The 22988-nt window shown below is 72.1% G+C and carries 31 protein-coding genes; 12 read left to right on the top strand and 19 right to left on the bottom strand.

Annotation, left to right across the window (positions count from 1 at the left end):
- Positions 1-136 precede the first annotated feature (136 nt).
- The 12 genes from P696_RS0134830 to P696_RS0134775 all read right to left on the bottom strand — a co-directional run bounded on the left by P696_RS0134830 (position 137) and on the right by P696_RS0134775 (position 7540).
- Positions 137-943 carry a maleylpyruvate isomerase family mycothiol-dependent enzyme gene (locus tag P696_RS0134830; RefSeq protein ID WP_064744238.1) on the bottom strand — a complete coding sequence of 269 codons (807 nt, stop codon included), beginning with the start codon at positions 941-943 and terminating at the stop codon, positions 137-139.
- Between the two features lie 106 nt (positions 944-1049).
- Positions 1050-1628 (bottom strand): hypothetical protein, encoded by a 579-nt coding sequence (locus P696_RS0134825; protein ID WP_026415949.1) that lies wholly within the window; start codon positions 1626-1628, stop codon positions 1050-1052.
- 3 nt (positions 1629-1631) lie between these two features.
- Entirely contained in the window at positions 1632-2267 is a 636-nt protein-coding gene (locus P696_RS0134820) for a DUF6286 domain-containing protein (RefSeq protein ID WP_026415948.1), read from the bottom strand.
- A complete protein-coding gene (locus tag P696_RS50095; RefSeq protein ID WP_034488350.1) occupies positions 2264-2668 on the bottom strand; it encodes an Asp23/Gls24 family envelope stress response protein in 405 nt (134 codons plus the stop codon). The genes P696_RS0134820 and P696_RS50095 overlap by 4 nt, the downstream gene beginning before the upstream one ends.
- The gene (locus P696_RS50090; RefSeq protein WP_034488347.1) at positions 2665-2871 is read right to left on the bottom strand and encodes a hypothetical protein; all 207 of its coding nucleotides are present in this window, start codon (positions 2869-2871) and stop codon (positions 2665-2667) included. The genes P696_RS50095 and P696_RS50090 overlap by 4 nt, the downstream gene beginning before the upstream one ends.
- A gap of 128 nt (positions 2872-2999) precedes the next feature.
- Entirely contained in the window at positions 3000-3260 is a 261-nt protein-coding gene (locus P696_RS0134805) for a hypothetical protein (RefSeq protein ID WP_157430093.1), read from the bottom strand.
- Positions 3257-3829, bottom strand: a complete 573-nt coding sequence (locus tag P696_RS57645) for a hypothetical protein (RefSeq protein ID WP_051468513.1) — start codon at positions 3827-3829, stop codon at positions 3257-3259. Before P696_RS57645 ends, P696_RS0134805 begins: the two co-directional genes overlap by 4 nt.
- Complete coding sequence (locus tag P696_RS0134795) at positions 3826-4410, bottom strand: Asp23/Gls24 family envelope stress response protein (RefSeq protein ID WP_245627930.1); 585 nt, start codon at positions 4408-4410, stop codon at positions 3826-3828. Before P696_RS0134795 ends, P696_RS57645 begins: the two co-directional genes overlap by 4 nt.
- A 201-nt stretch (positions 4411-4611) precedes the next feature.
- Positions 4612-5262 (bottom strand): hypothetical protein, encoded by a 651-nt coding sequence (locus P696_RS53265; protein WP_051468512.1) that lies wholly within the window; start codon positions 5260-5262, stop codon positions 4612-4614.
- A gap of 141 nt (positions 5263-5403) precedes the next feature.
- The gene (locus P696_RS0134785) at positions 5404-6015 is read right to left on the bottom strand and encodes a DUF6286 domain-containing protein (RefSeq protein WP_051468511.1); all 612 of its coding nucleotides are present in this window, start codon (positions 6013-6015) and stop codon (positions 5404-5406) included.
- 339 nt (positions 6016-6354) lie between these two features.
- Positions 6355-7218, bottom strand: a complete 864-nt coding sequence (purU, locus tag P696_RS0134780; protein ID WP_026415944.1) for a formyltetrahydrofolate deformylase — start codon at positions 7216-7218, stop codon at positions 6355-6357.
- Positions 7219-7315: 97 nt separating this feature from the next.
- Positions 7316-7540, bottom strand: a complete 225-nt coding sequence (locus P696_RS0134775) for a hypothetical protein (RefSeq protein WP_026415943.1) — start codon at positions 7538-7540, stop codon at positions 7316-7318.
- 83 nt (positions 7541-7623) lie between these two features.
- Here P696_RS0134775 and P696_RS0134770 point away from each other — a divergent pair, with 83 nt between their 5' ends.
- Complete coding sequence (locus P696_RS0134770) at positions 7624-7803, top strand: hypothetical protein (RefSeq protein WP_026415942.1); 180 nt, start codon at positions 7624-7626, stop codon at positions 7801-7803.
- A 490-nt stretch (positions 7804-8293) separates the two neighbouring features.
- Positions 8294-8761 carry an NUDIX hydrolase gene (locus P696_RS0134765; protein WP_026415941.1) on the top strand — a complete coding sequence of 156 codons (468 nt, stop codon included), beginning with the start codon at positions 8294-8296 and terminating at the stop codon, positions 8759-8761.
- 285 nt (positions 8762-9046) lie between these two features.
- Here the strand turns inward: P696_RS0134765 and P696_RS0134760 are convergent, their stop codons facing one another.
- Positions 9047-9937 carry an aldo/keto reductase gene (locus P696_RS0134760; RefSeq protein WP_051468510.1) on the bottom strand — a complete coding sequence of 297 codons (891 nt, stop codon included), beginning with the start codon at positions 9935-9937 and terminating at the stop codon, positions 9047-9049.
- An 88-nt stretch (positions 9938-10025) separates the two neighbouring features.
- Between P696_RS0134760 and P696_RS0134755 the strand changes: the two genes are divergently transcribed.
- Complete coding sequence (locus P696_RS0134755; RefSeq protein WP_026415939.1) at positions 10026-10928, top strand: LysR family transcriptional regulator; 903 nt, start codon at positions 10026-10028, stop codon at positions 10926-10928.
- Positions 10929-11210: 282 nt separating this feature from the next.
- On the opposite strand, the gene P696_RS0134750 is transcribed toward P696_RS0134755, so the two are convergent.
- Positions 11211-11807, bottom strand: coding sequence for a TetR/AcrR family transcriptional regulator (locus tag P696_RS0134750; RefSeq protein ID WP_034488341.1), 597 nt, complete (start codon positions 11805-11807; stop codon positions 11211-11213).
- Positions 11808-11908: 101 nt separating this feature from the next.
- Between P696_RS0134750 and P696_RS0134745 the strand changes: the two genes are divergently transcribed.
- Complete coding sequence (locus P696_RS0134745; protein WP_026415937.1) at positions 11909-12556, top strand: FMN-dependent NADH-azoreductase; 648 nt, start codon at positions 11909-11911, stop codon at positions 12554-12556.
- Positions 12557-12730: 174 nt separating this feature from the next.
- Positions 12731-13051 (top strand): DMT family transporter, encoded by a 321-nt coding sequence (locus tag P696_RS0134740; protein ID WP_026415936.1) that lies wholly within the window; start codon positions 12731-12733, stop codon positions 13049-13051.
- A gap of 37 nt (positions 13052-13088) precedes the next feature.
- Here P696_RS0134740 and P696_RS0134735 read toward each other — a convergent pair whose 3' ends face one another.
- Positions 13089-13871, bottom strand: a complete 783-nt coding sequence (locus P696_RS0134735; RefSeq protein ID WP_026415935.1) for an oxidoreductase — start codon at positions 13869-13871, stop codon at positions 13089-13091.
- Between the two features lie 79 nt (positions 13872-13950).
- Positions 13951-14526, bottom strand: coding sequence for a TetR/AcrR family transcriptional regulator (locus P696_RS0134730; protein ID WP_026415934.1), 576 nt, complete (start codon positions 14524-14526; stop codon positions 13951-13953).
- A 75-nt stretch (positions 14527-14601) separates the two neighbouring features.
- Between P696_RS0134730 and P696_RS50075 the strand changes: the two genes are divergently transcribed.
- A complete protein-coding gene (locus P696_RS50075) occupies positions 14602-15552 on the top strand; it encodes an MsnO8 family LLM class oxidoreductase (RefSeq protein WP_245627929.1) in 951 nt (316 codons plus the stop codon).
- On the opposite strand, the gene P696_RS50070 is transcribed toward P696_RS50075, so the two are convergent.
- Positions 15547-16731: an MFS transporter gene (locus tag P696_RS50070; protein WP_051468509.1), complete on the bottom strand. Its 1185-nt coding sequence runs from the start codon at positions 16729-16731 to the stop codon at positions 15547-15549. The two genes, P696_RS50075 and P696_RS50070, sit on opposite strands and share 6 nt — an antisense overlap.
- A 107-nt stretch (positions 16732-16838) precedes the next feature.
- On the opposite strand from P696_RS50070, the gene P696_RS0134715 reads away from it, so the two are divergent.
- The gene (locus tag P696_RS0134715; protein WP_026415933.1) at positions 16839-17318 is read left to right on the top strand and encodes an Lrp/AsnC family transcriptional regulator; all 480 of its coding nucleotides are present in this window, start codon (positions 16839-16841) and stop codon (positions 17316-17318) included.
- Here P696_RS0134715 and P696_RS0134710 read toward each other — a convergent pair.
- Entirely contained in the window at positions 17290-17892 is a 603-nt protein-coding gene (locus P696_RS0134710; RefSeq protein ID WP_026415932.1) for a TetR/AcrR family transcriptional regulator, read from the bottom strand. The two genes, P696_RS0134715 and P696_RS0134710, sit on opposite strands and share 29 nt — an antisense overlap.
- A gap of 48 nt (positions 17893-17940) precedes the next feature.
- Between P696_RS0134710 and P696_RS58510 the strand changes: the two genes are divergently transcribed.
- The 4 genes from P696_RS58510 to P696_RS0134695 all read left to right on the top strand — a co-directional run bounded on the left by P696_RS58510 (position 17941) and on the right by P696_RS0134695 (position 20994).
- A complete protein-coding gene (locus tag P696_RS58510) occupies positions 17941-18849 on the top strand; it encodes a GNAT family N-acetyltransferase (RefSeq protein ID WP_026415931.1) in 909 nt (302 codons plus the stop codon).
- A gap of 131 nt (positions 18850-18980) precedes the next feature.
- The gene (locus P696_RS56535) at positions 18981-20009 is read left to right on the top strand and encodes a hypothetical protein (protein WP_026415930.1); all 1029 of its coding nucleotides are present in this window, start codon (positions 18981-18983) and stop codon (positions 20007-20009) included.
- A gap of 75 nt (positions 20010-20084) precedes the next feature.
- The gene (locus P696_RS57130; protein WP_170026641.1) at positions 20085-20393 is read left to right on the top strand and encodes a hypothetical protein; all 309 of its coding nucleotides are present in this window, start codon (positions 20085-20087) and stop codon (positions 20391-20393) included.
- On the top strand, positions 20368-20994 hold the full coding sequence (locus tag P696_RS0134695) for a TetR/AcrR family transcriptional regulator (RefSeq protein WP_026415929.1): 627 nt from the start codon (positions 20368-20370) through the stop codon (positions 20992-20994). The genes P696_RS57130 and P696_RS0134695 overlap by 26 nt, the downstream gene beginning before the upstream one ends.
- Positions 20995-21142: 148 nt before the next feature.
- Here the strand turns inward: P696_RS0134695 and P696_RS0134690 are convergent, their stop codons facing one another.
- Positions 21143-21718: a TetR/AcrR family transcriptional regulator gene (locus P696_RS0134690; RefSeq protein WP_026415928.1), complete on the bottom strand. Its 576-nt coding sequence runs from the start codon at positions 21716-21718 to the stop codon at positions 21143-21145.
- A gap of 99 nt (positions 21719-21817) precedes the next feature.
- Between P696_RS0134690 and P696_RS0134685 the strand changes: the two genes are divergently transcribed.
- Entirely contained in the window at positions 21818-22708 is an 891-nt protein-coding gene (locus P696_RS0134685) for an NmrA/HSCARG family protein (protein ID WP_211245919.1), read from the top strand.
- Positions 22709-22988: the final 280 nt, after the last annotated feature.

Here is a 22988-nt window from a genome sequence, read left to right as displayed (position 1 = left end):
AGGGCTCCCTGAGGGAGCCGTCCGTCCTCTGGTGCTCCAGCAAGCGAACACCTCCAAACGCCCTCGACGTCAGCGGGTACCCCAAACGTTAGGACGCGAATGGGTGATTTTGGGGATAATGCGGACAAAGATGTCGTCAAGGTGCCAGAGCCATGGCCCCGAGGATCCGCGCGGCCAGCCCCTCGTCCCCGCTGACCCCCACCGTGACCTCGGCGGACGTGCAGCGCCCCGTCACCAGGCGGGTGTAGGTCTCCCAGTCCATCCGCAGGACGGTCGCGTCCTCAGGGACGGTCTCGGCGAAGGCGGCGCGCCCGTCCTCACCCACCTGGACGTGCCGGGTGAACTCGAACTCGCCGCTGATCTCGAACGTCACGGCCGTCCCGGCGGGCGCGGCGGCGCGCTTTCCGACGATCATCGGCAGGCCGCGCACGACGATCTGGAACATCCGCCGGCCGCCGGGACCGTCCAGGTTGCCGGGCCGTCCGACCGCGCGCCGGATGTCCTGCTCGTGCACCCAGCAGTCGAACGCGCGGAACACCATCAGCTCGCTGTAGGGGCCCTCGCCGCCGATCGGCAGCCACGTGCGCTCGTCGGGCGAGGTCGTCGCGAGCCGCTCAAGCCGCCGTTCGAGGACGGCGCGCAGCTCCTTCAGCACCTCCGGGCCGGGCGTCCCGCGCCGGTGGTCCACCGCCGCCTCGACCAGCCTGCCGAGATCGTTGCGGACGTGCGGCAGGTCGTCCGGGGTCGTGTGGCCGGGCGCCGGGTCCTCGCCCATCAGCATGACCTCCACACCGGCCAGGTGCGACACGATGTCCTTGACGGTCCATCCGGGGAGCTCGGTCGGACGGTCCCAGTCCGCGTCGTCGAACGTCTCGGCCAGCTCGATCGTCGACCGGACGGTCTGCTCGTACGCCGCCACATGCCCCGCCATCAGTTCGTCCATGGCGGGCATCATCGCGCACGTCCGGCCCGGCGACCAGAGCCGGGTTCGGTCTTGGGCCCGCGGCGGAACGTCACTCGGCATGCTCACCGGGACGATTCCTGGGAGGTCACTCGACGGTGCGGCGCTCGTCCCCGGTGACCAGGCGCAGCCGGACGACCGCGGGCAGCCGCTCCACCTCGAGTGACCCGCGCAGGCGCGCGAGCGCGGGCGCCTGGATGCTGCGGCGCAGCTCCAGCAGGTCGGCGCGACGGTCGTAGGCGACGTTCAGGCACAACCTCGGCGCGGACGGCTTCCCGGTCAGCCTCGCCCGCACCGCCCGGACGCCGGGCAGCCGCTGGACATCGTCCTGGAGCGCGGTCACGAGCGTCCCGGCGGGGACGATCGTCCGGCCCGTGCCGTCGCCGTCGTCCAGGACGACCCCTGTGATGCCGTCGGAGCGTCCCTGCGCGAGCAGCCAGGCGATCCCGACGATCGCGGCCACCACGGCACCGGCCCCGATCGCGGGCCAGTACCAGGAGTGGACCGCCGCGAAGTGCCGCGTCGCCCTGCTGAGGACGGGCTCGTGCGCGCGCGAGGCGCCGAAGGCCCGGAGGCCGAGCGCGAGCCCGATCCCCCCGGCCCCGGCGAGAAGCACCCCGGTCAGGACGAGCAGGACCCGGTTCAGGCGCGCGGCATGCCGGTCCATCGCTCACCCCTGCCTGGTCCGCGCCCGGACGGCGACCCTGTACCGCGTCAGCGGGCGGATCTCGTCCAGCCTCTCCTGGACGGCCGCTCTGACCTGCTCCTTCACCGCGTCCACCTCATGGGACGGGCAGTGCACGGACACCCTCACCCGGTGGCGGCCCAGCGTGACGTGCGCCTGCGACGCGCCCGGCACGCTCTCGGCGACCGAGGCGAGCGTGTTGCACAACCCGCCGCGCGTGAGCGCCATCGCCAGATCCCTGTTGTCACCGCGCAACGGGACGACCCGGGGCCGTCCCGGAAGCAGCCCGGCCAGCAGGAACCACAGCCCGAGCAGCGCCACCGCGGCGCAGATCGCGAGCACCGCCCAGTTCTGCCAGGACGAGCGCTCCGCCCAGCGCACGGCCCGGTCGTACGGGACGAGCCGCGCCGGATGCCCGCCCAGCGCCGAGAACACCTCGATCGCGGCGATCGTCCCTCCCGCGGTCAGCGCCACGGCCGCGACCAGCGACGTCACGATCCGGCGTGGCCGGAACGCCGACCGCGCCACCCGCGCCGCCCGCGTCCCCTTCCCCACCGGGACCCCCGCGTCCACCGCCGCCCGCGACGTCGACTTCGGCAACCGTCCCGCATGCGTGGTCATTCGAGCCGCCTCGGTCCGGAGGCGGCGGCGTCGGCGCGGTCGAAGGAGGCGACCTCGACGTCCACGCGCTCGACGGTCATCCCGGTCATCTCGAAGACGCGCGCGCTCACCAGCTCACGGATGCGCCGCGCGACCTGCCGGACGGGAACCGGATACTCGACCGACGTGGACACGCGCGCGGTCACCCGGTCGCCGTCGACGGCGACGCGGGCACGGGCCTCGCCGCGTCCGCCGACGCGCACACCGAGGACGGACCGGTCCCGCCCCGTCGTCCCGGCGGCCTCCCCGGCCGCCCGGCCGACCACCCGCGTGATCACGCGGTCGGTGACCCGGGTCGTCCCGCGCTGCGACGCGGCCGGAACCGTGTCCCCTGCGGGCCCGGTGCGGACGACGACGGTCATGCCATCGGCCGTTTCCGGTTGCCGAGCGACTCCCACACCCCGGCGACGTCGATCTCTCCGGCGACGGCGCGCCCGGCCAGCAGCCCCACCAGGCCGAGCACCAGGACCAGGAGGAACCCGCCCAGTCCGCCGAACACCCCGGCGAAGCCGAGCGCGGTCCCGTACCCGAGGCCCACCATGGACCAGATCGAGATTCCGTTCATGCTCTCCCCCTCGGGCCGCTGCCGCAGCCGTCCCGACGCGCCGCCCCTGCGGCCCGTCCCGTTGCGCCCGCCAGCGCAGCCCCATCCCGTCCTTCAGGCGGTCACCGCAGTCCCGTCCCTTCAGGCGGTCACCGCAGTCGTCGCGCCCGGCGGCGGCGGTAGCGCCAGCGCTCCACCGCCGCGACCGGGCCGAACCGCCTCTGGACGCCGACGATCGGCGCGTCCGGCGCCGGGTCCCCCCTCGTCCGGGCGCGCCGCCTGCGGCGGAGTTCGGCGGCGAACTCCGCCGGGTCGCCGCCGAGGTCCGGGTGGTGGTCGCGCACCCAGGCGCGGAACGCCTCGCGCTCCGCCCTGTCCTCGCCCCGCGCGCCCATCAGGCCGTGCCTCATGCCGGATCGCCCGCGCCCGCGACGCCCCCGCCCGGCCGGTCGTCCGTGCCCGGCCGCTCGTCCCCGGCCGCGCCACCGTCCCCGCCCACTCGGCGGTCCCCGGCCGCGTCGCGGTTCCCGCCCGCGCGGCCGTTCCCGCGCGGCCGGTCGTTCCCGGCCGCTCGGTCGTCCGCGCTCGCTCGGTCGTCGGTGACCGTTGCGTCGTCCTCGACGATGTCGGCGATCAGGACGTCCACCCGGCGGTCCCCGGCCAGCGCGCGGGCGGCGGCCCGGACGTCGTCGGCGAGGTCGGCCAGCGGACGCCCGAACCGGGCCACCACTCCGATCTCGACGGCGTCGTCCCGGACGGCCACCCCGTTCACCGGCGTCCCGGCACGGTAGGTCGCGAGCAGGGGCGTGACCCCGCTCGCCGGGGGCGCGACCCCGCTGGCCAGCGGCGAGCGCCCGCCCGCGAGGCCCGCCACGTCCGGCAGCGCGGTCACCGCGGCGGCGACGCGCTCGGCCAGCTCGACGGACGGCGGCCCCCCGGCCCCCGCCCGTCCCACCGGACCGGACGTCCCGCCGGTCACTGCACCCGCGGCGACGGCCTGTCGGCCTCGTTCGACGCCTCGTCCTGCCTGTGGTTCTCGTCCCCGGGCAGGTGGACGTCGTCGACGGTGATGTTCACCTCGACCACCTCCAGCCCGGTCATCTGCTCGACCTGGTGGATCACGCTCTCCCGGACGGCCCGCGCGAGGTCGGGGATGGCGACCCCGTACTCGACGACCAGGTCGATGTCCACGGCGGCCTGCCGCTCGCCGACCTGGACCGCGACGCCCCGGGTCACGCTGGTCCCGACGCCCGGGATGCGCTCCCGGACCGAGCCGATCGTGCGGGCCATCCCGGCGCCCATGGCGTGGACGCCGCCGACCTCGCGGGACGCCATGCCGGCGATCTTCGCCACCACGCCGTCCGCGATCCTGGTCCGGCCGGTGTCGCTGACCAGCGCGCCGTTCTGCTTGGGCGCGACCGCGCGGCCGGCGCTCGCGTCGCCGACCGGTCCCGGTTTGCCCGCGGCACCGGACTTGCGGTCCGCGACGGTCCGCACCTGCTGGTTCGGCAGCCCGTCCATGCGTTCCCTGGTGGCCTGCTGCCCGCTCTGTGGACTCACGGCGATTCCCCCTGTGGCCTCGTGATCTGTGGCCTCGTGATTGCCGAGTTCATGCTCACGTTCCGTAACAGGAAAACCGCCCCACAAGGCAAGAGACCACCAAAAAGGACCGGTGGCACGATCACGCCACCGGTCCCCTGTCATCGGGTCGAACGCCACCAAGGCCGGGAGGCGTCAACACTCCCGACCTTCCCGACATCCCTACCCGACATCACGGTCGGTAACCGGCGCGGACCCGTCGTCCCCCGTCGGGGGCCGGGACGGGCGCCGCCTCGCGTGCGGCACCAGTGCGTCCTCGACGTCCTCGTCGCTGGGGATGTCGAGCGGGTCCGACGCGTCCGCCAGCCGGTACCGGACGGCGACCAGCAGCGACTGCATGCCCAGCGCGTCGCGGAACCGCGTGGCGGGCTCGCCGCCGAGCACCGCGTGCACCTCGCCGGGACGCGCGTCCGGCGCGCACTCCACGGTCATCGCCAGCCTCGGCCGCGCCGCCGTCCCGGTCAGCCGCACCCGGACGGCCCGGACGCCCGGCGCCCGCGTCACGTCCCGCACCAGGTCGCCGGACGCGGCGCGGGCGTGCATGCGGGTCGCGCCGTCCACGCTCGCACGGCGGCGGCGCACCGCGGCCCGGACGACACCGCCCACCCCGACCAGCCCGGCCAGCGCAACGACCTCGGCGACCGCCCCGGCCAGCGGCCAGAACCAGTCGTGGCCCACGATGAACCGGTCGGTCGCGGGCGACAGCACCGCCGTGCCCGCCACATCCGGCCCGAACACACCCAAACCGGCGCACAACGCCAGCACCCCGGTCCCGAGCAGCAGCAGCCCGGTCAGTCCCGCCACGATCCGCATGCCCAGCCCTCTCCGTCGCCCGCGCCCCCGCGCGGTGGATCCGTCACCGTGCTCAGTCGTCGTCCGTCGCCCGGTCACCCACCGCCTCAAGGTCCGCCGCTCACGGTGGCGTCCGCCCGCGCTTCGGATCCGTCGCCATGCTCAGTCGTCGCGCCAGCTCAGGCGGACGTCGACGCGGCGTGCGCGCATCAGGTCGAAGTCGTCCAGCCGGGCGCGGACGGCCCGCCGGACCAGGTCGGCGCAGTTGGCGGGGTTCCGGTACCGGGTCGCGGCGCGGACGACGACGCGGCGGCGGAAGCCGTCGCGCAGCCGCACCCGCGCCCTTTCGACACCGGCCACGTCGAGCGCGGCGTCGGCGAGCGCGCGGCGCAGGTCACGCCGGGAGACACCGCCCGCGAGGCGCGGGTCCGTGCCCCGCAGCGGCTCCCGCCGCGGACGGCCGGGAACCAGCGCCAGCAGCAGCAACGCCCCGGTGACGGCCAGCGCGGACGCGACCGCCAGCACCGGACGGTCGTGCCACGCGGCGTGCCTCAGCGCGTGCGCGACCGGCCTCACCTGGACGAACCGGACCGGCGTCCCGACCATCGTGGACAGCGCCTGCACCGCCGTGCCACCGCCGACGACGGCGAGCACCAGGCCCGTCCCGGCGAGCAACGCGACGCGACGCGGCCGGAACTCGGCCAACGCGGTCCGCCGGGCCTGCTGCCGGGCGTGCGCCTCTTCGATGAGGTCGTCGACCAGCGTCTCGCCCATTCACCACCCCCACGCGGGAACCGGACCGCCCCGGAATGCCGTTACCCATGGTGAGGCAGCGGCACGCTCCGTGAAACCCGCCATGCCGAGAAGCCTCTATCTGCAAGGGCTGCAGGCCGAGCCGCCGGAACCCGGGACCGGCGCAAGGCGGTTGGGCGGAGAGGGGGCCAGCGGGAGGCGAGTCGGCGGAAGACGGGACCAGCGGAAGACGGGTCGACGGAGAGAGGGGCTGGCGGAAGGCGGGTCGACGAAAACGGACCAGCGGAAGACGAGTGGACGGAAGGCGGACCAGCGAAAGGCAGGTCGACGGGAAAGGGGCGGAAGGAGGCAGAGGGCGGGTCAGCGGAAGACGACGGTGCGGTCGCCGTTCAGCAGGACGCGGTGCTCGGCGTGCCAGCGGACGGCGCGGGAGAGCGCCAGGCACTCGACGTCGCGTCCGACGGCGACCAGTTCGTCGGCGCTGTGCGCGTGGTCGACGCGCGCGATCTCCTGCTCGATGATCGGCCCCTCGTCCAGGGCGGGCGTCACGTAGTGCGCGGTCGCGCCGATGAGCTTCACCCCGCGCGCGTGCGCCTGGTGGTAGGGCTTGGCGCCCTTGAAGCTCGGCAGGAACGAGTGGTGGATGTTGATGATCTGCCCGGGGAGCTTGGCGCAGAAGTCGTCCGAGAGGATCTGCATGTACCGGGCGAGGACGACCAGGTCGGCGCGGTAGTGCTCGACCAGCGCGAGGATCTCGGTCTCCTGCGCCGCCTTGCCGCCGCGCCCGACCGGCAGGTGGTGGTAGTCGATCCCGTACGACTGGGTGAGCGGGCGCATGTCCGGGTGGTTGGACGCGACGGCGACGATGTCCACGTCCAGCAGCCCGGACCGCTGCCGGTAGAGCAGGTCGTTCAGGCAGTGCCCGAACTTCGACACCATGATCAGCACGCGCGGGCGCTCGGCGGTGTCGTGCAGCCGCCAGTCGAGGCCGAGCTCGGTGCCGAGGGCGGCGAACCCGGCGCGGAGCCCGTCGGCGTCCAGGTCCGCCGAGGCTGTGAACTGGACGCGCATGAAGAACGTGGCGGAGTCGGGGTCGCCGAACTGCTGGCTCTCCAGGATGTTGCAGCCGCGCTCGGCCAGCGCCCCCGAGACGGCGGCCACGATGCCCGGACGGTCCGGGCAGGAGAGCGTCAGGACGAACTCGCGCTGATCTTGCTGGGTCATGACTTCACTTTCGCCGCGGTCGGGACGTCCGGAATGAGGCTACGAGCTTACGCGCGGCCTCCCTCCGGCGCTGACGTTCCCCCACGTCGGAGCGGCATTACCGGCGTTCCGGGGCGAAGTGGGCCGTCCTCAGCGCACGGCGCGGAGCCGCGACCGCGTCCACGCCCGGGTGCTCGGCGAGCGCCGCCCGCACCGCCTCGGGGTCGACCGGCGTCGTCCAGCGGGTGAGGTCGCCGCCGTCCGGGCGGACGGTGTGCGCGGTGATCCCGTTGGCGCGGGCGATCCGCAGCAGCCGGTCACCGTAGACCTCGTTGTCCACCACCAGGATCTCCCGGCCCTCGCGGACTGAGCTGATGACGCCATCTCCATCGCCGAGGTGCCGGATCCGGTCACCAGCAGCGCCTCGTGGGCGGTCAGGTTGAGCGCGCGGGGAAGGTCCGCGCGGATCTTGGCGAGGAGTTCGCCGAACTCCGGTTCGCGGTGGCACAGGTCGCCTCGGAGCAGCGCGTCCTTGACCCGCTGGGAGGTGCGGGCGGGGCCGGGGTTCAGGAGGATCAGTTCGTCGTCCACGGCACCGGACGCTAACCACGCGCCGGACGGGCGACCAGCCCCCGTTTCCCCATACCCGCCATAGCCGTTTGCGTATTGCCCAAATCCGCGGAGCGGATGTGCAATAACGCCATCCTGAACGATCCCACACCGTTCACCACCCGTTCGCTCTCCCTTCCGGAGGCCGCCACGAACCCCGGGACTGTTCGCCGCCGCGCCCCTGTCCCGCCTGGTCACCGGCGCGAACGACGGGCGCACTCCTCGCCTCGGAACTGAAGCTCACCGCGCCCGCCCCTCGCTTTCCTCGCCACCGCACTGCTCGCCGTCCCGTTCGTTTTGGGGACGTCGATCGCCGCGACTTTCACCGGTTCCTTGTCACATTCGACTACGAGATCGCGCGTGTCCCGGACGGCGAGATGACCACCGACACCATGAAGGAACGCGAACTCGTCGGCCGCCACGTGTGCGACTCGGCCGACGCCATCATGGACGGTGCGATGAAACGCTGGCACCGAGGAGGCTTCGCGTGGAGACCTACGAACCCGCCGACTGGTCGGCGCGTCCCGCCGTGCGGATCGTCTGCGTGGACGGCGCGGGCCGCGTCCTGCTGATGAACTGGAACGACCCGCACAACCGTCGCGTGTTCTGGGAGCCGCCGGGCGGCGGAGTGGACCCGGGCGAATCCGACATCGAGGCCGCCCGGCGCGAACTGCACGAGGAGACCGGGCTACCCGGTTCGTCCATCCGGGACGTGTCCGTGCGAGTCGAGCGGGACTTCCTCTGGCTCGGCACCCGGTACGTCAAGACCGAGCCGTTCTTCCTCGCCCGCTTCGACGACACCCCAGACGTCCGCCCGACCGCGTTCACACCGCAAGAGAACGACACCTTCCTCGGAATGGCATGGCTCTCCCCCCGCGAGATCGCCACCTTGTCCGACGCCGTCGAACCATCCAACCTGCTGACCGCGATCATCCCGCTCCTCAACACCCCCTGACCACCACCCCCGAGCACGAGCCGGACGACCTGGTCGGAGGAAGCCTCCAGGGCAGCCCACCCAGTCTGCGCGAGCACCCCAACCGGCGCGGGAAGCGGACAGCCTGGTCGAGGCGAGCAGTCTGGTCAGCGCGAGCCACAAGGCCAGCCGACAGCGCGGCAGCGCGAACAACGCGGGCAGCACAGGCAGAGCGAGGCGGTCAGCCCGGTCAGCGCAGGCATCGAGGCATAGGGCCTGGTGCGGGCGAGTGGCTTCACCGGCGCGGGCATCGATGCGGGGGGCGGTCTAGGCGGCGAGGGTGTTGAGGCGGGTGGTCTGGTCGGCGGTCAGGGCGAGGTCGAGTGCCGCGAGGTTCTCGGCCACGTGCGCGGCCGACGTCGTGCCGGGGATCGGCAGGAGGGCCGGGGAGCGCCGCAGCAGCCAGGCCAGCGCGGTCTGCGCCGGAGTCGCGCCGAGTTCCGCGGCGACCTCGGCGACCGCGCCGCCGGGAGCGGCGTGCGCGCCCATCGCGACGGGGAAGAACGGCAGGAACGTGATGCCGTGGCGCTCGGCGTAGTCCACGACCAGGTCGTGGTCGCGCGCGGCGAGGTTGTAAAGGTTCTGGACGGCCGCGATCGGTGCGACCGCGCGAGCCGCCTCGAGCTGCTCGACGGTCACCTCGGACAGGCCGATGTGCCGCACCTTGCCCTCGTCCTGGAGCTGCTTCAGCGCGCCGATCTGGTCCTCCAGCGGGACGGTCGGGTCGACGCGGTGCAGCTGGAGCAGGTCGATCCGGTCGGTGCGCAGCCGCCGCAGGCTCAGCTCCGCCTGCTGCCGCAGGTAGGCGGGGTGCCCGAGCGGCACCCACTCGCCCGCCGACGGACGCGCGACCCTGACCTTCGTCGCGACCACGACGTCCTCGCGGTACGGGTGCAGCGCCTCGCCGACCAGCTCCTCGCCCCCGCCGAGCGCGTACGCGTCGGCGGTGTCGATGAGCTGGACACCCAGCTCGACGGCCTCCCGAAGGAGCGCGAGAGCGGCGTCACGGTCGGCGGGCGGCGTCCAGACGGGCGCGGCGGTCGGGTCGGCGGGACGCCCCGGACCGTCCGCGAGCCGCATCGTCCCGAGCCCGATCCGCCGGACGCTCAGGTCTCCGCCAAGGTTCAGGGTCTTCGCGTTCACCATCGTGTTCGTCATGCGTCCAGCCTCGTCCCGGCGCCACCCGGGAACAACGCCGACCTGCGAAACGATCTATCATGCGGGCTTATCGACGGAGGTGAGGCCGGTGGAACGGCAGGAGATCGAGGTCTTCCTGACCCTCGCGGACGAGCTGCACTTCGGCCGCACCGCCGAGCGCCTGCGGCTCTCCCAGGCGGCGGTGTCCCAGACCCTGAAGAAGCTGGAACGCCGCATCGGCGCGCCCCTCTTCGAACGGACGAGCCGCCGCGTCCTCCCGACACCCGTCGGCAAGCAGCTGCACGACGACCTCGCCCCGGCCTGGACGGCCGTCGAACGCGCCGAATCCGCCGCGATCGCCATGGCGCGCGGCGTCGCGGGCACCCTCGCCATCGGTTTCCTCGGCGCGTCCCAGGGCGAACTCACCCCACGCATCATCGCCGCCTTCCGCTCCGCCCACCCGGGCACCGAGGTGCGCATGCGCGAGGTCCACCTCGGCGACCCGTTCGGCCCCCTCCGCGACGGCACCGTGGACCTCCTGCTCACCCGCCTCCCGGTCGCCGAACCCGACCTGACCGTCGGCCCCGTCGTCCTGTCCGAGCCGCTGCTCCTGGCCGTCGCCGCCGACCACCCGTTCGCGAGCCGCCCGTCCGTCCGCATGGACGACCTGTCCCGCGACACCACGTTCACCGCCCGCGGCCCCGCCCCGTCCTACTGGTGGGACGCCCAGGTCCCCCCGGTCACTCCGTCCGGCCACCCCGTCCGCCGCGACGAACCCGTGGAAACCCTCCAGGAAATGATGACGCTGGTCGCGTCGGGCGCGGGCATCGCCCCGGTCCCCAGCTCGGTCTGCTGCGCCTACTCCTACTCCGCCGTCACCTACGTCCCCATCGAGGACGCCCCACCCAGCGAAGTGGCCCTCGTCTGGCGCACCGCCACCGAGACCGCCCGAACCCGAGCCTTCCTAGACGCCACCCAAGAAACCCTCCAAACCACCAACACCCCCCTCTAACCACCCCAGCTGCCCACCCACTCGGACACCACGCCCCCTGTCCCCCGGACGCGACGTCCCTGTCCCCGCGCCCCGGACGCCGCGTCCCGTGCGCCCCCAGACGCGACGCCCCCTCCCCCCGGATGCGCCATCTCACCAGCACTCGGGCGCGACCACCATGACGCCGGGCGGACGGAACGCCGGTCGGACGGAACACCAGCCCGACGGAACGCCGGGCGGGCGGAACGCCGGGCGGGCGGCGGACCACTCAGGTGGACGGCTGACCAGCCGGGCGGGTGCTGGTCAGGGGAGGACGCGGTGGGCCAGGTTGGTCAGGGTTGCGGTGATCTCGGTGGTGGTGCGTCCGTCGGCTCGTAGGCGTTCGAACAGTTCGGGGGCTAGTGGCGCCAGCAGGACGTCGGCCAGGGCGTCCACCTCGGCACCTGCGGCGACGGTCGTGGTGTGTTCGGCGGTGAGGGCTCGGACGTGGGCGCGCCAGAAGCCGTAGGCGCCGGTCTCGAAGCGGCGGGGGCCGGTCTCGGCGCCGAGGACGAGGGCGATGTGCGCGTCCAGGAGTTCGACCATGGCGGCGTAGAAGGCCGCCAGGCGTTCGGCCGGGGGCGCGCCGGGGCCGAGCGGCGGCTCGCCGCGCAGGAGTTTCTCCTGGAGAGCGCGCTCGTGTTCGTCGAGGAGGGCGCGGGCGATGGACGCGACGTCGGGGAAGCGCCGGTAGAGGGTGCCGCGGCCGACGCCGGCGGCCTTCGCGACGTCGTCCATGGTCACCGTGCGCGGGTCGCGGGAGGTGAACAGACCGGCGGCGGCCTCGAGAACGCGCGCCCGGTTGCGGGCCGCGTCCGCACGCTCGCGGGGGCGTTCCGGCTGGTCGGCGAGCAGGTTCATGGCCGTGACACTAACCCATGCGAGGAAAAGTGGACAAGCTGTCCGCTTATCGTCTACCTTCTCAAGCGGACAGAGTGTCCACTTGTTGAAGGAGCCCTTCCATGTCCTCGTTGCTGCACCTCACCGCCAGCGCCCGCCGTGACTCGTTCAGCCGCCGCGTCGGCGAAGCCTTCGCCGACGCCTGGCGCGAATCCCACCCGGACGGCGCCTACGTGCTGCGCGACCTCGCGGCCGACCCCGTCCCACACATCACCGAGGCGTGGACGGAGCTGTGCGACTACGCGCTCGCGCACCAGATCTCCGACCCGGCACGCCTGCACGAGGCCGTCCGCACTCCCGCGCAGCGCGAGGCGTGGGCGATCATCGAGCCGCTGCTGGACGAGCTGCTCGCCGCCGACGTCATCCTCATCGCGACGCCGATGTACAACTACTCGGTTCCCTCCTCCCTCAAGGCGTGGCTCGACCAGGTGACCTTCCCTCGCGTCTCCCTCGCGCCGCGCCGCTTCGTCGTGGCGTCCGCGCGCGGCGGCGCCTACGGCCCGGGAGCCCCCAAGGAGCGCTTCGACCACCAGGAGAGCTACCTGCGCGACTTCTTCCAGGGCCACTTCGCCGTGGACGACACCACGTTCGTCCACGCCGAGCTCGTCAACAGCCTCATCGACCCGGCCCTGGCCGACCTGCGTCCCAAGCACGACGAGTCCCTCGCCGCCGCCCTCGACGCCGCCCGAACCCTCGCCAAGGACTACTGACGTGAACCGTATTCCTCACCCGGAGGCCACGGACGTACCCCGCCCACGCCCGCACAAGGAACACGTCCGTGAAGCATCACCCCTTTCGACTCAGAGGCGCCGTCGCGCTCCCACCCTCATGCGGGCCTTGGTCCGCCCGCACGAGCCAACCCCTCTTCCTCGAGGAGCTGTAACGTGAACTGGTTGTTTCTGGGGTTGGCCGGGTTGGTGGAGATCGCGTTCTCGCAGAGCATCCGGCCCACCGAGAACTTCACCCGACCGCTGCCCACGCTCGTCTGTTTCCTGCTGGGCGCGGCGTCGATCTTCCTGTTGTCGCTGGCCATGCGCGGACTGCCGGTCGGCACCGCCTACGCGGTCTTCACCGGCATCGGCGCGGTCGGCGCGATCACGCTCGGCATCGCCGTCCAACGTGACCCGGTCAACGCCGGACGCCTCGCCGCGCTGACCCTGATCATCGGCGGAGTCGTCCTCGCCCGCGTCACCAACCCCGAGTGACACCCCCGGCCATGCCGGAGGATTCGGCGCGGTCGGGTCAGGTCGTCTTGACGACGCCGCCGTCGATGAGGTGGTCGGAGCCGGTGATGCTGGACGCGGCGTCGGAGAGCAGGAAGGTGATGAGGGCGGCGACCTCCTCGGGTTCGATGAGGCGGCCGGTGGTCATGCCCATGACCTCGGGAACCTTGGTGAGGAACTCCTCGTGGGGGACGTCGAAGGACTCGGCGAGGCGGGCGCCGAAGTTGTCCGGGGCCTCCCAGATGGCGGTGCGGACGGGGCCGGGCGAGACGGTGTTCACCCGGACGCCGCGTGGGCCGTACTCCTCGGCGAGGGCCTTGCCGAACGCGGTGAGGCCCGCCTTGGCGACGTTGTAGGCGACCGGGCCCGCGGCGGGAAGCCGCGCGCCGATGGACGAGACGTTGACGATGTTCCCGCGCCTCCCGGCGAGGCCGGGCAGGATCGCGCGGGTCACGCGGACGGCGCTGAGCAGCGTGAGGTCGAGGTTGCCCTGCCACTCGGCCTCGGACACGTCGAGGAACCCGTGCACCTCGACGGTGTCACCGCCGCCGAGGTTGTTGACGAGGAGGTCGACGCCGCCGAGTTCGGCGGCGGCGCGGTCGGCCAGCTCGCGCGCGCCCGCGTCGGTGGACAGGTCGACCTGGATGGGGATCGCGCCGGTCTCCTTGATTTCGGCGCTCGCCGTGCGGGCGGCTCCGGCGACGGTGACGCCCTCGGCGACCAGCGCGCGGACGGTGGCGAGGCCGATGCCGCGGCTGGCTCCGGTGACGACCGCGGTCTTGCCGGACAGTGCGAGGTCCATGACGGACACCTTTCTTGACCTGGAGGTACAGAATATGGGTACAAGAGGGGCCGGCGCGCGAGACGCCGGCCTCTTTTCGCTACAGGGAGTCGAGCAGGCCGTCGACCACCTGGTTCAGCCGTTCTCTGCCCTCGCCCGCGCGAGCGAGGACCTGCAAACCCAGCAAGGTGCTGAGGATCATGCTGGCGAGGGTGCGGGGATCACGCCCCCGATCGATCTCGCCGGAACGCTGCGCCTCCTCGACCGCGCCACGGAACGCGGCCTCGGTGCGCGCGAACTGGCTCCGGACCGTCTCGCCCATCGCCGGATCGCCGCCACCGCCCAGCTCGGCCGCGGTGTTGACCACCAGGCAGCCGCGGGGGTCGAGGACGTTGACCTCGACGAGGAACTCCAGGGCCCGCCGCAGGCGTTCCTTCACCGGACCCGGACTCTCCAGAAGCTCGATCAGCCCGGCCGCCTGGTCGTCGCGGTACCGCTCGAGCGCCTTCTCGAACAGCGCGCGCTTGCTACCGAACGCGTGGTACAGGCTGCCCTTGCCGATGCCGAGCGCGACGACGAGGTCCTGCGGCGTCGTCGCGCCGTACCCCTTACGCCAGAAGACGTCCATCGCCTGCTCGACGGCGGCGTCCGGATCGAACTGCTTCGGTCTGCCCACGAGACCCACCTCACCAGTATTTGACCTCGAAGTCAAATTCCGGAATGCCGCAGCGCGCCGCGCGTTGTCCTGAAGGTGAGCGATCCTCTGCGAAGCATCCGCTGGTCGATCCTGGACCGGTCCCGCACCCGGGACGGCGAGGAGCCGTCCCAGGCCCTCCGCAACACGGTCGCGTTCGCCCAGCAGGCCGATGAGCTTGGCTTTCATCGCTTCTGGGTGGCCGAGCACCACAGCGTTCCGGGCGTGGCCGGGTCCGCGCCGACCGTCCTGGCGGCGGCGGTCGCGGCGGCGACCTCGCACGTGCGCGTGGGGACGGGCGGGGTGATGCTCCCGAACCACCAGCCGCTCATCGTCGCCGAGCAGTTCGGCGTGCTCGCCTCGCTCCACCCGGATCGCATCGACATGGGGCTGGGACGGTCCGTGGGTTTCACCGGCGGCGTGCGGCGTGCGCTCGGGCACGACCGCGAGGACGCCGCCGATTTCGCCACGCAGATACACGAACTCCTCGGCTACTTCAGCGGCGAACAGGACGTCCATCCGGGCGTGCACGCATGGCCCGCCGAAGGGCTGCGCGTCCCCGCGTTCATCCTGGCCACCGGGCAGGGAGCGGATCTCGCCGCGCAGCTCGGCCTGCCGCTCGTCATCGCGCCCGCGCGAGGCGAGGACGCCATGGTCGCCGCGATCGAGCGGTATCGCGAGGCGTTCCGTCCGTCCGCGCAGGAAGACGAGCCCTACGTCATCGTGTCCGGGACGGTCGCCATAGCCGACACCACGGAAGAGGCACGCCGCATGCTCGTCCCCGAAGCGTGGGCCCAATGCCTACTCGCGGACGCATGGCGAGTTCCCGCCGCTCATCCCCGCGTCGCGCATCGAGGCGCTCACCATGACAGACCGGCAGCGCCGCATCTTCGACGACTCCATGCGCGGCCATGTCCACGGCACCGAAGAGCAGGTCGCGGACGAACTGAACCGTCTCCTCACGCGCACGCGCGCAGACGAGTTCCTCGTCCACACGAGCACCTATGACCGAGTCGCGCGATTGGATTCCCACCGGCGGCTCGCCGAACTCGCGGGCCTGCTCACCACCTGCTGACCAGCTAGGACGACCAGTGCCAGCGTGGCTGCGCCGAACGCCAAGGCACGCGCGCCCGCGTGCGCGAGGACGACCGTCGAAAGCAGCGACGCGATAGCGGCCAGCGACCAGACGGCCGCGTCCACAGCACCCTCTAGGCGGGCGCTCTCCGCAGGCGGCAGCCCAACGGCGAGCAGGGCGCTGCCACCGACGAAGCACAGGTTCCAGCCGTATCCGAGCAGGAACAGCGTCAGCATGCGCGCGTCCGGGAACATCCCTGCGAGCGCAGTCGAAACCACCAGAACGACCAGCCCGGCACGTGTGACAGGCCAAGCGCCGAAGCGGTCCACGGCCCGTCCGGTGAGCGGAGACAGTGCGAACATCCCCAGCGTGTGGGCGGCCAGGGTCGTCCCTACCGCGGCGAGCCCGTCCCCATGCATGTGCATGTCGACCGGTGCCGCCGTCATCACTCCGAACATGACGACCTGCGCGGTCACCATCACCGGTAGGGCCGTCCGCGCGGACGGCAGGGCGAACAGTGACCGCAGCGGGACGCTCGGCTCCGAGTCCTCCACCCCGAGCCGCCGTCCGGACATCCCGAACGCGGCGATGGCGGCCGTGACCGCGGCGAACACGAACGGTCCGGCGAGCGTGGTCAGGCCGAACGTCCCCGCGACGCGTCCGGAGGGTTCGAGCAGCAGCGGCCCGCCGACCGCCCCGACCGCCGCCGACCACACCACCAGCCCGATCGCGAACCCGCGCCGCCCCGGCGGGTACAGCTCGGCCGCCGCGTACCGGGAGAGCTGCGCGGCGGCGTTCCCAAGGCCGAGCAGCAGCATCGCCAGGGTCAGCACCGGAACGTTCCCCTGGACGGCCGCCACCGCCCCCAGCGCCCCGCTGAAAGCCGCGATCCCGTAACCGAGGGCCAGGACCGTGCGCCGATCGTGGCGCCGGAACAGCCTGGTCAGCAGGATCGCGCCCGCGCCCGTGCCCACCACGTCCGCCGTGGGCGGGACCGCACCCCAGCCCGTCCCGAGGTGGTCGCCCGCGACCAGCGAACTCGCCGTGCTCGCCACCGCCATCGTCGCGCTCATCAGCGCCACGCCCGCGCACAAACCGATCATCCGCGTCATGGACCAGAACGGTAGAAAAGCGGAGGCGTCGGATGAAGGGGCGTTCGATGGCGTTCGCCCCTCTCCGCCGTTACTTTGAAAGCTCTTCCCGCCGAAGGGCCTTCCACATGGACCAGACCGACCAGCGGATCATCGCCGAGCTCCAGCGGGACGGGCGCCTGTCGTTCAACCGCCTCGCCACACGCGTCAACCTGTCCCCGCCCGCCGTCGCCGAGCGCGTCCGGCGGCTGGAGGAGTCCGGCGTGATCACCGGCTACCGCGCCGACGTGGACCCGGCCGCCGTCGGCCTCCCGCTCACCGCGTTCGTCCAGATGCACTGCACGCCGGGCCGCTGCCTGCTCAAGACGACCAGCGCGGAGGACATCCCGGAGGTCGTCGAGATCCACAAGCTGAGCGGCGCGTGGTGCACGATGCTGAAGGTGCGCGTCGCGTCGTTTCCGCACCTCGAGGGCCTGTTCGAGCGCCTGGGTGAGCATGGCGAGATCAACAGCCACATTGTCCTGTCCACGCCGTACGAGGCCGCGACCGTGAACCCACGCCCCGCCGAGTCGCGTCCCGTCACCCCGTCCCAGGGCTGGACGCGCTGAGGCCGTCCAAGAAGCCGTCCAGTAGGCGAAGCTGCCGTTCGGGCGGAAACGCGTCCGCGTCGAACAACACCTGAACGATGAGGCCCAGCACGAACGAGTTGATGGACGCGGCCACATCGTCTGCATCGGATTCCGGAATCTCGCCGAGCCGCTGGGCCACCTGAACGTGACGTCGAATCCGCTCACGCGCCCGCGCGTACCGGACGCCATGTCCTGCGGCTAGTTCGGGAGCGCCGAGCGCCGCGTCCCACGAACCGACCCAGATCCGGTTGCCCACGGCGGCCTCCGGGGTCAGGGGAAGGATGTCGGTCAGAACGGCCCGCAGCCCCGCCAGTCCCTCAGGCGCGGACAGCCTCGGACGGGCTTCGCGCCGCTCGTCCAGCAGCGCCAGCGCGTGCTCGACGAGTTCCCGCTTGCTCCCGAAATAGTGCGTGACGAGTCCGGTCGTGGCGCCCATTTCGGAGGCGACCGCGCGCATCGTCAACCCGCCGAACCCCTGCGCGGACAGCACTCGCCACACCGCCGCCGACACGTCCCGGCGGCGGGCGTCATGGTCTCCCTTGTGGCGCGGCATGCCGACAGAGTACGTTCACAAAACACCCGTTATGCGAATGGAGCCGTCTTGCTCGTCCACCCACTGCGTCTCGACGCCGACCTCCGCGCGCTCGAACCGCACCACGCCGCCGAGTTCCTGGCCCACCAGGACCGCGCCCGCGCGCACATCAAGCCGTGGGTCGGCGCCGCGTTCATCGCCTCCGACCTGGACGGCGCTCGCGCGGTGCTGCAGCGCTACGCCGACGGCGCCGCGTCCGGCGAGCGTTACCTCTACGGCATCTGGCTGGACGGCGTGCTCGTCGGCGGCACCATGTTCGTGTCCTTCGACGCGGGCGCGGGCGTGTGCGAGATCGGCTGCTGGCTGGAGCCCGCCGCCGAGGGCCGCGGGCTGGTCACCCAGGTCGTCCGGCTGATGATCGACTGGGCCTTCCGCGAGCGCGGCCTGACCCGCGCCGAGTGGCGGACCCTGCCGGACAACGTCCGCAGCATCCGCGTCGCCGAGCGCCTCGGCATGACCCGCCAGGACGAGAAGCTCTGGGCCCTGTCGTCCGAGGACTGGAACCCGCCCGCCCCCGAAACCGCCGAGATCGACCGCGTCATGGACGCCATGCTCGCCGCGTTCGACAACACCGGCGGCCGGACGCCCGACCTCGACGTCCTCCGCGACCTGTTCCTCCCGCAGGCCGTGATCGTCAACAACACCGGTCCGGCACCCGACATCTATGACCTGGACGGCTTCATCACGCCGCGCCACAAGATCCTCACCGACGGGACACTGACCTCTTTCTCCGAATGGGAGGTCGCCCACCGGACCGAGATCACCGGCTCGATCGCGCAGCGGCTCAGCGACTACCGTAAGTCCGGCGTCCGCGACGGCGCGCCCTTCGAGGGCTCGGGACGCAAGACCACCCAGTTCGTCCGCACCCCGGACGGCTGGCGGATCGCGTCCCTCGCCTGGCACGACCACCAGGGCTGACCTGCCGGGACGCGCCTCCGGCATGACTGCGCGCGTTCACGGGACGGCACTGCGTCGGGATTCCTTACGGACTTCGAACGTGATCGCCGAGGTCCTGTCGGCCCGGGCCGCGGAGATCGTTTACTTCGGGCATGACGATCACGCGCACGCGTCGGCTCGGCCTCGCCGCCGCCGCCGCCCTGGCCACCCTCCCGGCCGCCCTCACCGCCCTGCCCGCACACGCCGAGACCACCCCGCAGGTCGTCGCGACCAGCGTCTCGCCGTCCACCATCACGGGCGGGGACGAGGCCGTCCAGACCGTCCGGCTGAGCGCCCCGGCCCCACCGGGCGGCCTCGCGGTCGAGGTGATCAGCGTGGGACGCGGCGACCGGAACTACGCCTACTCGACCAATGACGTGGTCCGGGTCCCCGCCGGGGCCACCAGCGTCAGCTTCCCGATCCGGCTGGAGGCGTACTCGTCCACGACGACCGTCCCCCTGATCGCCAGCTCGAGCGACTCCAGCGCCACCACCGACGTCACCGTCGTCCCGCCCGACTGGCGCGACCAGACGGTGGAGCGGCTCGACCTCGACGTCCCGAACGACGCCAAGGCCGTCGTCGCCGGGACCAAGGCGACCGGCACCGTCCACATCAGCGCCCCGGCCAAGGCCGGCGGGACCGCGGTCGACCTCCGGCTCAACCACCACTCCGGCCTGCCCGACAGCCCCGAACCGAAGATCCCGCCGTACGTGATCGTCCCCGCGGGGAGTACGGAGGGCACCTTCACCGTCGACTACCCGAGCGTCCCGGTCTGGCCGATCGGCATCACCGACATCGACGCCGACCTGGGCCACCCGCCCGCGGGCCTGGCCCCGCTGTTCGTGCCCAAGAACTTCACGGTCGGCGTCACCCGCAAGCTCCAGGCCGGAGCCTTCCCCAACATCGGCTCCATCGGCCTGGGCACCAACTGGCACCCGCTCGGGGCCGTCATCGAACTCACCAGTGACACCCCCGGCGTGACGGTCCCCGCGAAGGTCGAGATCCGCGCCGACTCCGCGGGCGCCAACTTCCCCATCCAGGTGGACGCGTCGGTCCCCGCGGGCACCCAGATCAAGATCTCCGCCAAGTGGGTCCTCTCCCTCGCCGGAACCGTCACCACCACGGCCACCGTCGAGAACTGACCCCCGGCCGACCGCGTCCGGCGGGTCGTCCCAGGGGCGATGACCCGCCGGACCAACCGGTTCAGAAGAAGGACGATGAGCGCAACCAAGGCCGAGGTCTTTGACGATCCCGACGAACTGGACCTCATCGAGACGTCGGCCAGGCTGCGCCTGACCGACATCAGACTCAGCGACATCCGCGAGCACCTCGGCCTCACACCGGCCAAACCCGCCGAACGCGAGCGTCCAGCGTCCTGGGCAAGAGAGCCGCGAAGCCGCGGCCAGACACTCCGCCCCAGGTCTCCCTCGGCAACGTCAGCAGAGGCAAACAATGCGGACGCTCGTATGTCATCGTGTCGAACATGGGACGATGGGAGCGATGAACACCGAGAATTCCGCTCCTGAGCCGGCCGTGACCGATGGACGGCTGCTGCGGGGCGCGCGATCGCGGCGAGCCATCACCCGGCACGCCGTGGACGTCGCGTCGGCCGAGGGCCTCAACGGGCTCAGCCTCGGCCGGCTCGCCACCGACCTCGGCCTGAGCAAGAGCGGCATCCAGACCTTGTTCCGGACGAAGGAGAACCTTCACCTGGCCACGGTCGACGCGGCCCTCGACCTGTTTCTCGACGCCGTCGTCCGCCCGGCCCAGACCGCGCCCCCCGGAGTGACGCGGCTGCGGGCCCTCATCGCGAACTGGATCGCCTACGCGGAGAAGCCGCTGTTCACCGGCGGCTGCTTCTGGTCCGCGAACCTGCCCGACTTCGACAGCCGCCCCGGCCCCGTCCGCGACGCCCTGGCCCGCCAGCGCCAGGACTGGCTGTCGCTCATCGCCGCCGAGCTGCGCAACGCCGTCGATGCCGACGAGATCGCCGCCTTGGACGCCGACCTGACCGCCTTCCAGATCGACGCGATCCTCAACGCGACCAACCTCGCCCTACGCCTGGACGACAAGAACGCCACCACCAAGGCCCACCGCGCAATCGACGCCCTCCTCCCCAGCCCCTGACCAGGCATCCACGCACCGGGCCACGGCCCTCCGATCGCCCTACCCGTCGCCGGCGGGCCTCAGGAAGGCCGGTGGACTCAACCGCGTCGGAGCCGAGTCGACTCAGCCAGGTGGGGCCGTCGGCTCAAACAGGCCCGGGACCGTTGGCTCAGCTGGGGCGGAGGCCGGTGAGGGTCAGGGTGAGGAGTTGCTCGGCCTGGTGGTCGGCGTCGGGTTCGTGTTCGGTGCTGAACGCGATGCCGTTGGCGAGTTTGAGCAGCTGGACGGCTGTGACGTCGGGACGGACGGCACCGGCCTTCTGCGCGCGCGTGAGCAGGTGTTCGGCGGCATCCTGAATCCGGTTCCGGCACCACGCCACGTCGACGCCCTGGGTCTGCAGCGCCGACTTGAGGGTCGCGGTGAACCCGCGCGAGCTGCTTCCGTCGCGGACGACCTCCAGCAGCCACGTGGTGAGCGCCTCGTCCGGTGCGGTGGTCGCGAGCAGTTCGGCCGCGCGAGCCCCGATCTGTTCGACGCGGTCGCGGTAGACCGCCTCCAGTAGGTCCTGGCGAGTCGGGAAACGCCTGTAGAGCGTCGCGTTCCCCACGCCCGCGTGGCGGGCGATGTCGTCGAGCGGCACGTCCACGCCACGCTCGGCGAACACCTCGCGGGCCGCGCCGACCAGTCGCTCGGCGTTGCGGCGCGCGTCGGCGCGCAGCGGACGCTGTCCGGGGGACGACGTCATGACCACCTCCGTTGCAAAGTGGGGAATTCTCCCCATATGCTACCCGGCGAAAACCGGGGAATATTCCCCGCTTATGTCCTGACTTTGATGGAGGCACTCATGTCCGCTGAACCGACCGTGCTGGTCACCGGGGCCACCGGGCTCCAGGGCGGAGCCACCGCCCGGCATCTGCTCCGCGCGGGATGGCGTGTGCGAGCGCTCGTCCGCGACGCCTCCTCCACGGCGGCGCGGGCGCTCGCCGAGGCCGGGGCCGAACTGGCGACCGGCGACATGGACGACCGCGCCTCACTGGACGCGGCGATGCGTGGCGTCCACGGCGTCTTCAGCGTCCAGCCCACCGCCGGATACCCCGGCACCCCGCCCGGCTTCACCGTGGCCGACGAGATCCGGATGGGCCTGAAGGTCGCCGACGCCGCCAAGGACGCCGAGGTCGCCCATCTCGTCTACGCCTCGGTCGGCGGTGTCGACCGCTCCCCGGGAATCCGGCGCTGGGAGAGCAAGGGCCAGATCGAGGATCACATCCGCGCGCTCGACATGCCCTGGACGTTCCTGCGTCCCGTCCGGTTCATGGAGAACCAGGCGAACCCGGTCACCGGGGTGCGCAACGGCGTCCTGACCGATGTCATCAAGCCGGACGTGCCCGTCCAGCTCATAGCGGCGACCGACATCGGCGCCTTCGCGGCACTCGCGTTCACCCACCGCCAGCACCACCTCGGACAAGCCCTCGAGATCGCCGGAGACGAACTCACCTTCCTCCAGATCGTCGACGCCATCACCCGCGCGACCGGCAGCCCGGTCACCTACAACGCCATCCCCCTCGAAGACCTCACGACCGCAGACCCCGACGCCCGGGCCGGATACGAGTTCGCCAACAACCGAGGCGGCTGGCAGGCCGACATCCCGGCCCTGCGGGAACTCCACCCCACACTCATGACCTTCGATACCTGGCTCACCCGCGAAGGCACCACCCTCCTCAAACGAATCCGATAGTTGGCCTCCCCCCGGCCCCCTGTACGGCCGGAATCGTCCTGTCCGTCGGCGGCGGGCTTCAGGAAGACGGTCGCGTCACACCGGCGACGCTCCGCACACCGGCGACGCTCCGCGATGAACCCAGCGACCTCCTCGCCGGTCGACTCCTCGCCGATCGCCTCCTCGGCCTCGCGAAGCGGCGCTTGCCCCTTGGTCACCGCGCGCCATCGTCGCCTGCTCGCCGGTCGCCTGCTCAGGCTCGCGAAGCGGCGCTTGCCGTCGGTCGCCGCGCACCATCTAC

Source organism: Actinomadura oligospora ATCC 43269 (genome assembly GCF_000518265.1).
In the GTDB taxonomy this organism is placed as follows: Bacteria; Actinomycetota; Actinomycetes; order Streptosporangiales; family Streptosporangiaceae; genus Spirillospora; species Spirillospora oligospora.
This window is presented reverse-complemented; position numbering and strand designations above follow the sequence as displayed.

Excerpts from the sequence above, each read along its gene's own strand:
- P696_RS0134830 (WP_064744238.1), bottom strand. The coding sequence starts at position 943 with ATGGACGAACTGATGGCGGGGCATGTGGCGGCGTACGAGCAGACCGTC.
- P696_RS0134825 (WP_026415949.1), bottom strand. The coding sequence starts at position 1,628 with ATGGACCGGCATGCCGCGCGCCTGAACCGGGTCCTGCTCGTCCTGACC.
- P696_RS0134820 (WP_026415948.1), bottom strand. The coding sequence starts at position 2,267 with ATGACCACGCATGCGGGACGGTTGCCGAAGTCGACGTCGCGGGCGGCG.
- P696_RS50095 (WP_034488350.1), bottom strand. The coding sequence starts at position 2,668 with ATGACCGTCGTCGTCCGCACCGGGCCCGCAGGGGACACGGTTCCGGCC.
- P696_RS50090 (WP_034488347.1), bottom strand. The coding sequence starts at position 2,871 with ATGAACGGAATCTCGATCTGGTCCATGGTGGGCCTCGGGTACGGGACC.
- P696_RS0134805 (WP_157430093.1), bottom strand. The coding sequence starts at position 3,260 with ATGAGGCACGGCCTGATGGGCGCGCGGGGCGAGGACAGGGCGGAGCGC.
- P696_RS53265 (WP_051468512.1), bottom strand. The coding sequence starts at position 5,262 with ATGCGGATCGTGGCGGGACTGACCGGGCTGCTGCTGCTCGGGACCGGG.
- P696_RS0134785 (WP_051468511.1), bottom strand. The coding sequence starts at position 6,015 with ATGGGCGAGACGCTGGTCGACGACCTCATCGAAGAGGCGCACGCCCGG.
- purU (WP_026415944.1), bottom strand. The coding sequence starts at position 7,218 with ATGACCCAGCAAGATCAGCGCGAGTTCGTCCTGACGCTCTCCTGCCCG.
- P696_RS0134760 (WP_051468510.1), bottom strand. The coding sequence starts at position 9,937 with ATGACGAACACGATGGTGAACGCGAAGACCCTGAACCTTGGCGGAGAC.
- P696_RS0134750 (WP_034488341.1), bottom strand. The coding sequence starts at position 11,807 with ATGAACCTGCTCGCCGACCAGCCGGAACGCCCCCGCGAGCGTGCGGAC.
- P696_RS0134745 (WP_026415937.1), top strand. The coding sequence starts at position 11,909 with ATGTCCTCGTTGCTGCACCTCACCGCCAGCGCCCGCCGTGACTCGTTC.
- P696_RS0134735 (WP_026415935.1), bottom strand. The coding sequence starts at position 13,871 with ATGGACCTCGCACTGTCCGGCAAGACCGCGGTCGTCACCGGAGCCAGC.
- P696_RS50070 (WP_051468509.1), bottom strand. The coding sequence starts at position 16,731 with ATGACGCGGATGATCGGTTTGTGCGCGGGCGTGGCGCTGATGAGCGCG.
- P696_RS0134715 (WP_026415933.1), top strand. The coding sequence starts at position 16,839 with ATGGACCAGACCGACCAGCGGATCATCGCCGAGCTCCAGCGGGACGGG.
- P696_RS0134710 (WP_026415932.1), bottom strand. The coding sequence starts at position 17,892 with ATGCCGCGCCACAAGGGAGACCATGACGCCCGCCGCCGGGACGTGTCG.
- P696_RS56535 (WP_026415930.1), top strand. The coding sequence starts at position 18,981 with ATGACGATCACGCGCACGCGTCGGCTCGGCCTCGCCGCCGCCGCCGCC.
- P696_RS57130 (WP_170026641.1), top strand. The coding sequence starts at position 20,085 with ATGAGCGCAACCAAGGCCGAGGTCTTTGACGATCCCGACGAACTGGAC.
- P696_RS0134695 (WP_026415929.1), top strand. The coding sequence starts at position 20,368 with ATGAACACCGAGAATTCCGCTCCTGAGCCGGCCGTGACCGATGGACGG.
- P696_RS0134690 (WP_026415928.1), bottom strand. The coding sequence starts at position 21,718 with ATGACGTCGTCCCCCGGACAGCGTCCGCTGCGCGCCGACGCGCGCCGC.
- P696_RS0134685 (WP_211245919.1), top strand. The coding sequence starts at position 21,818 with ATGTCCGCTGAACCGACCGTGCTGGTCACCGGGGCCACCGGGCTCCAG.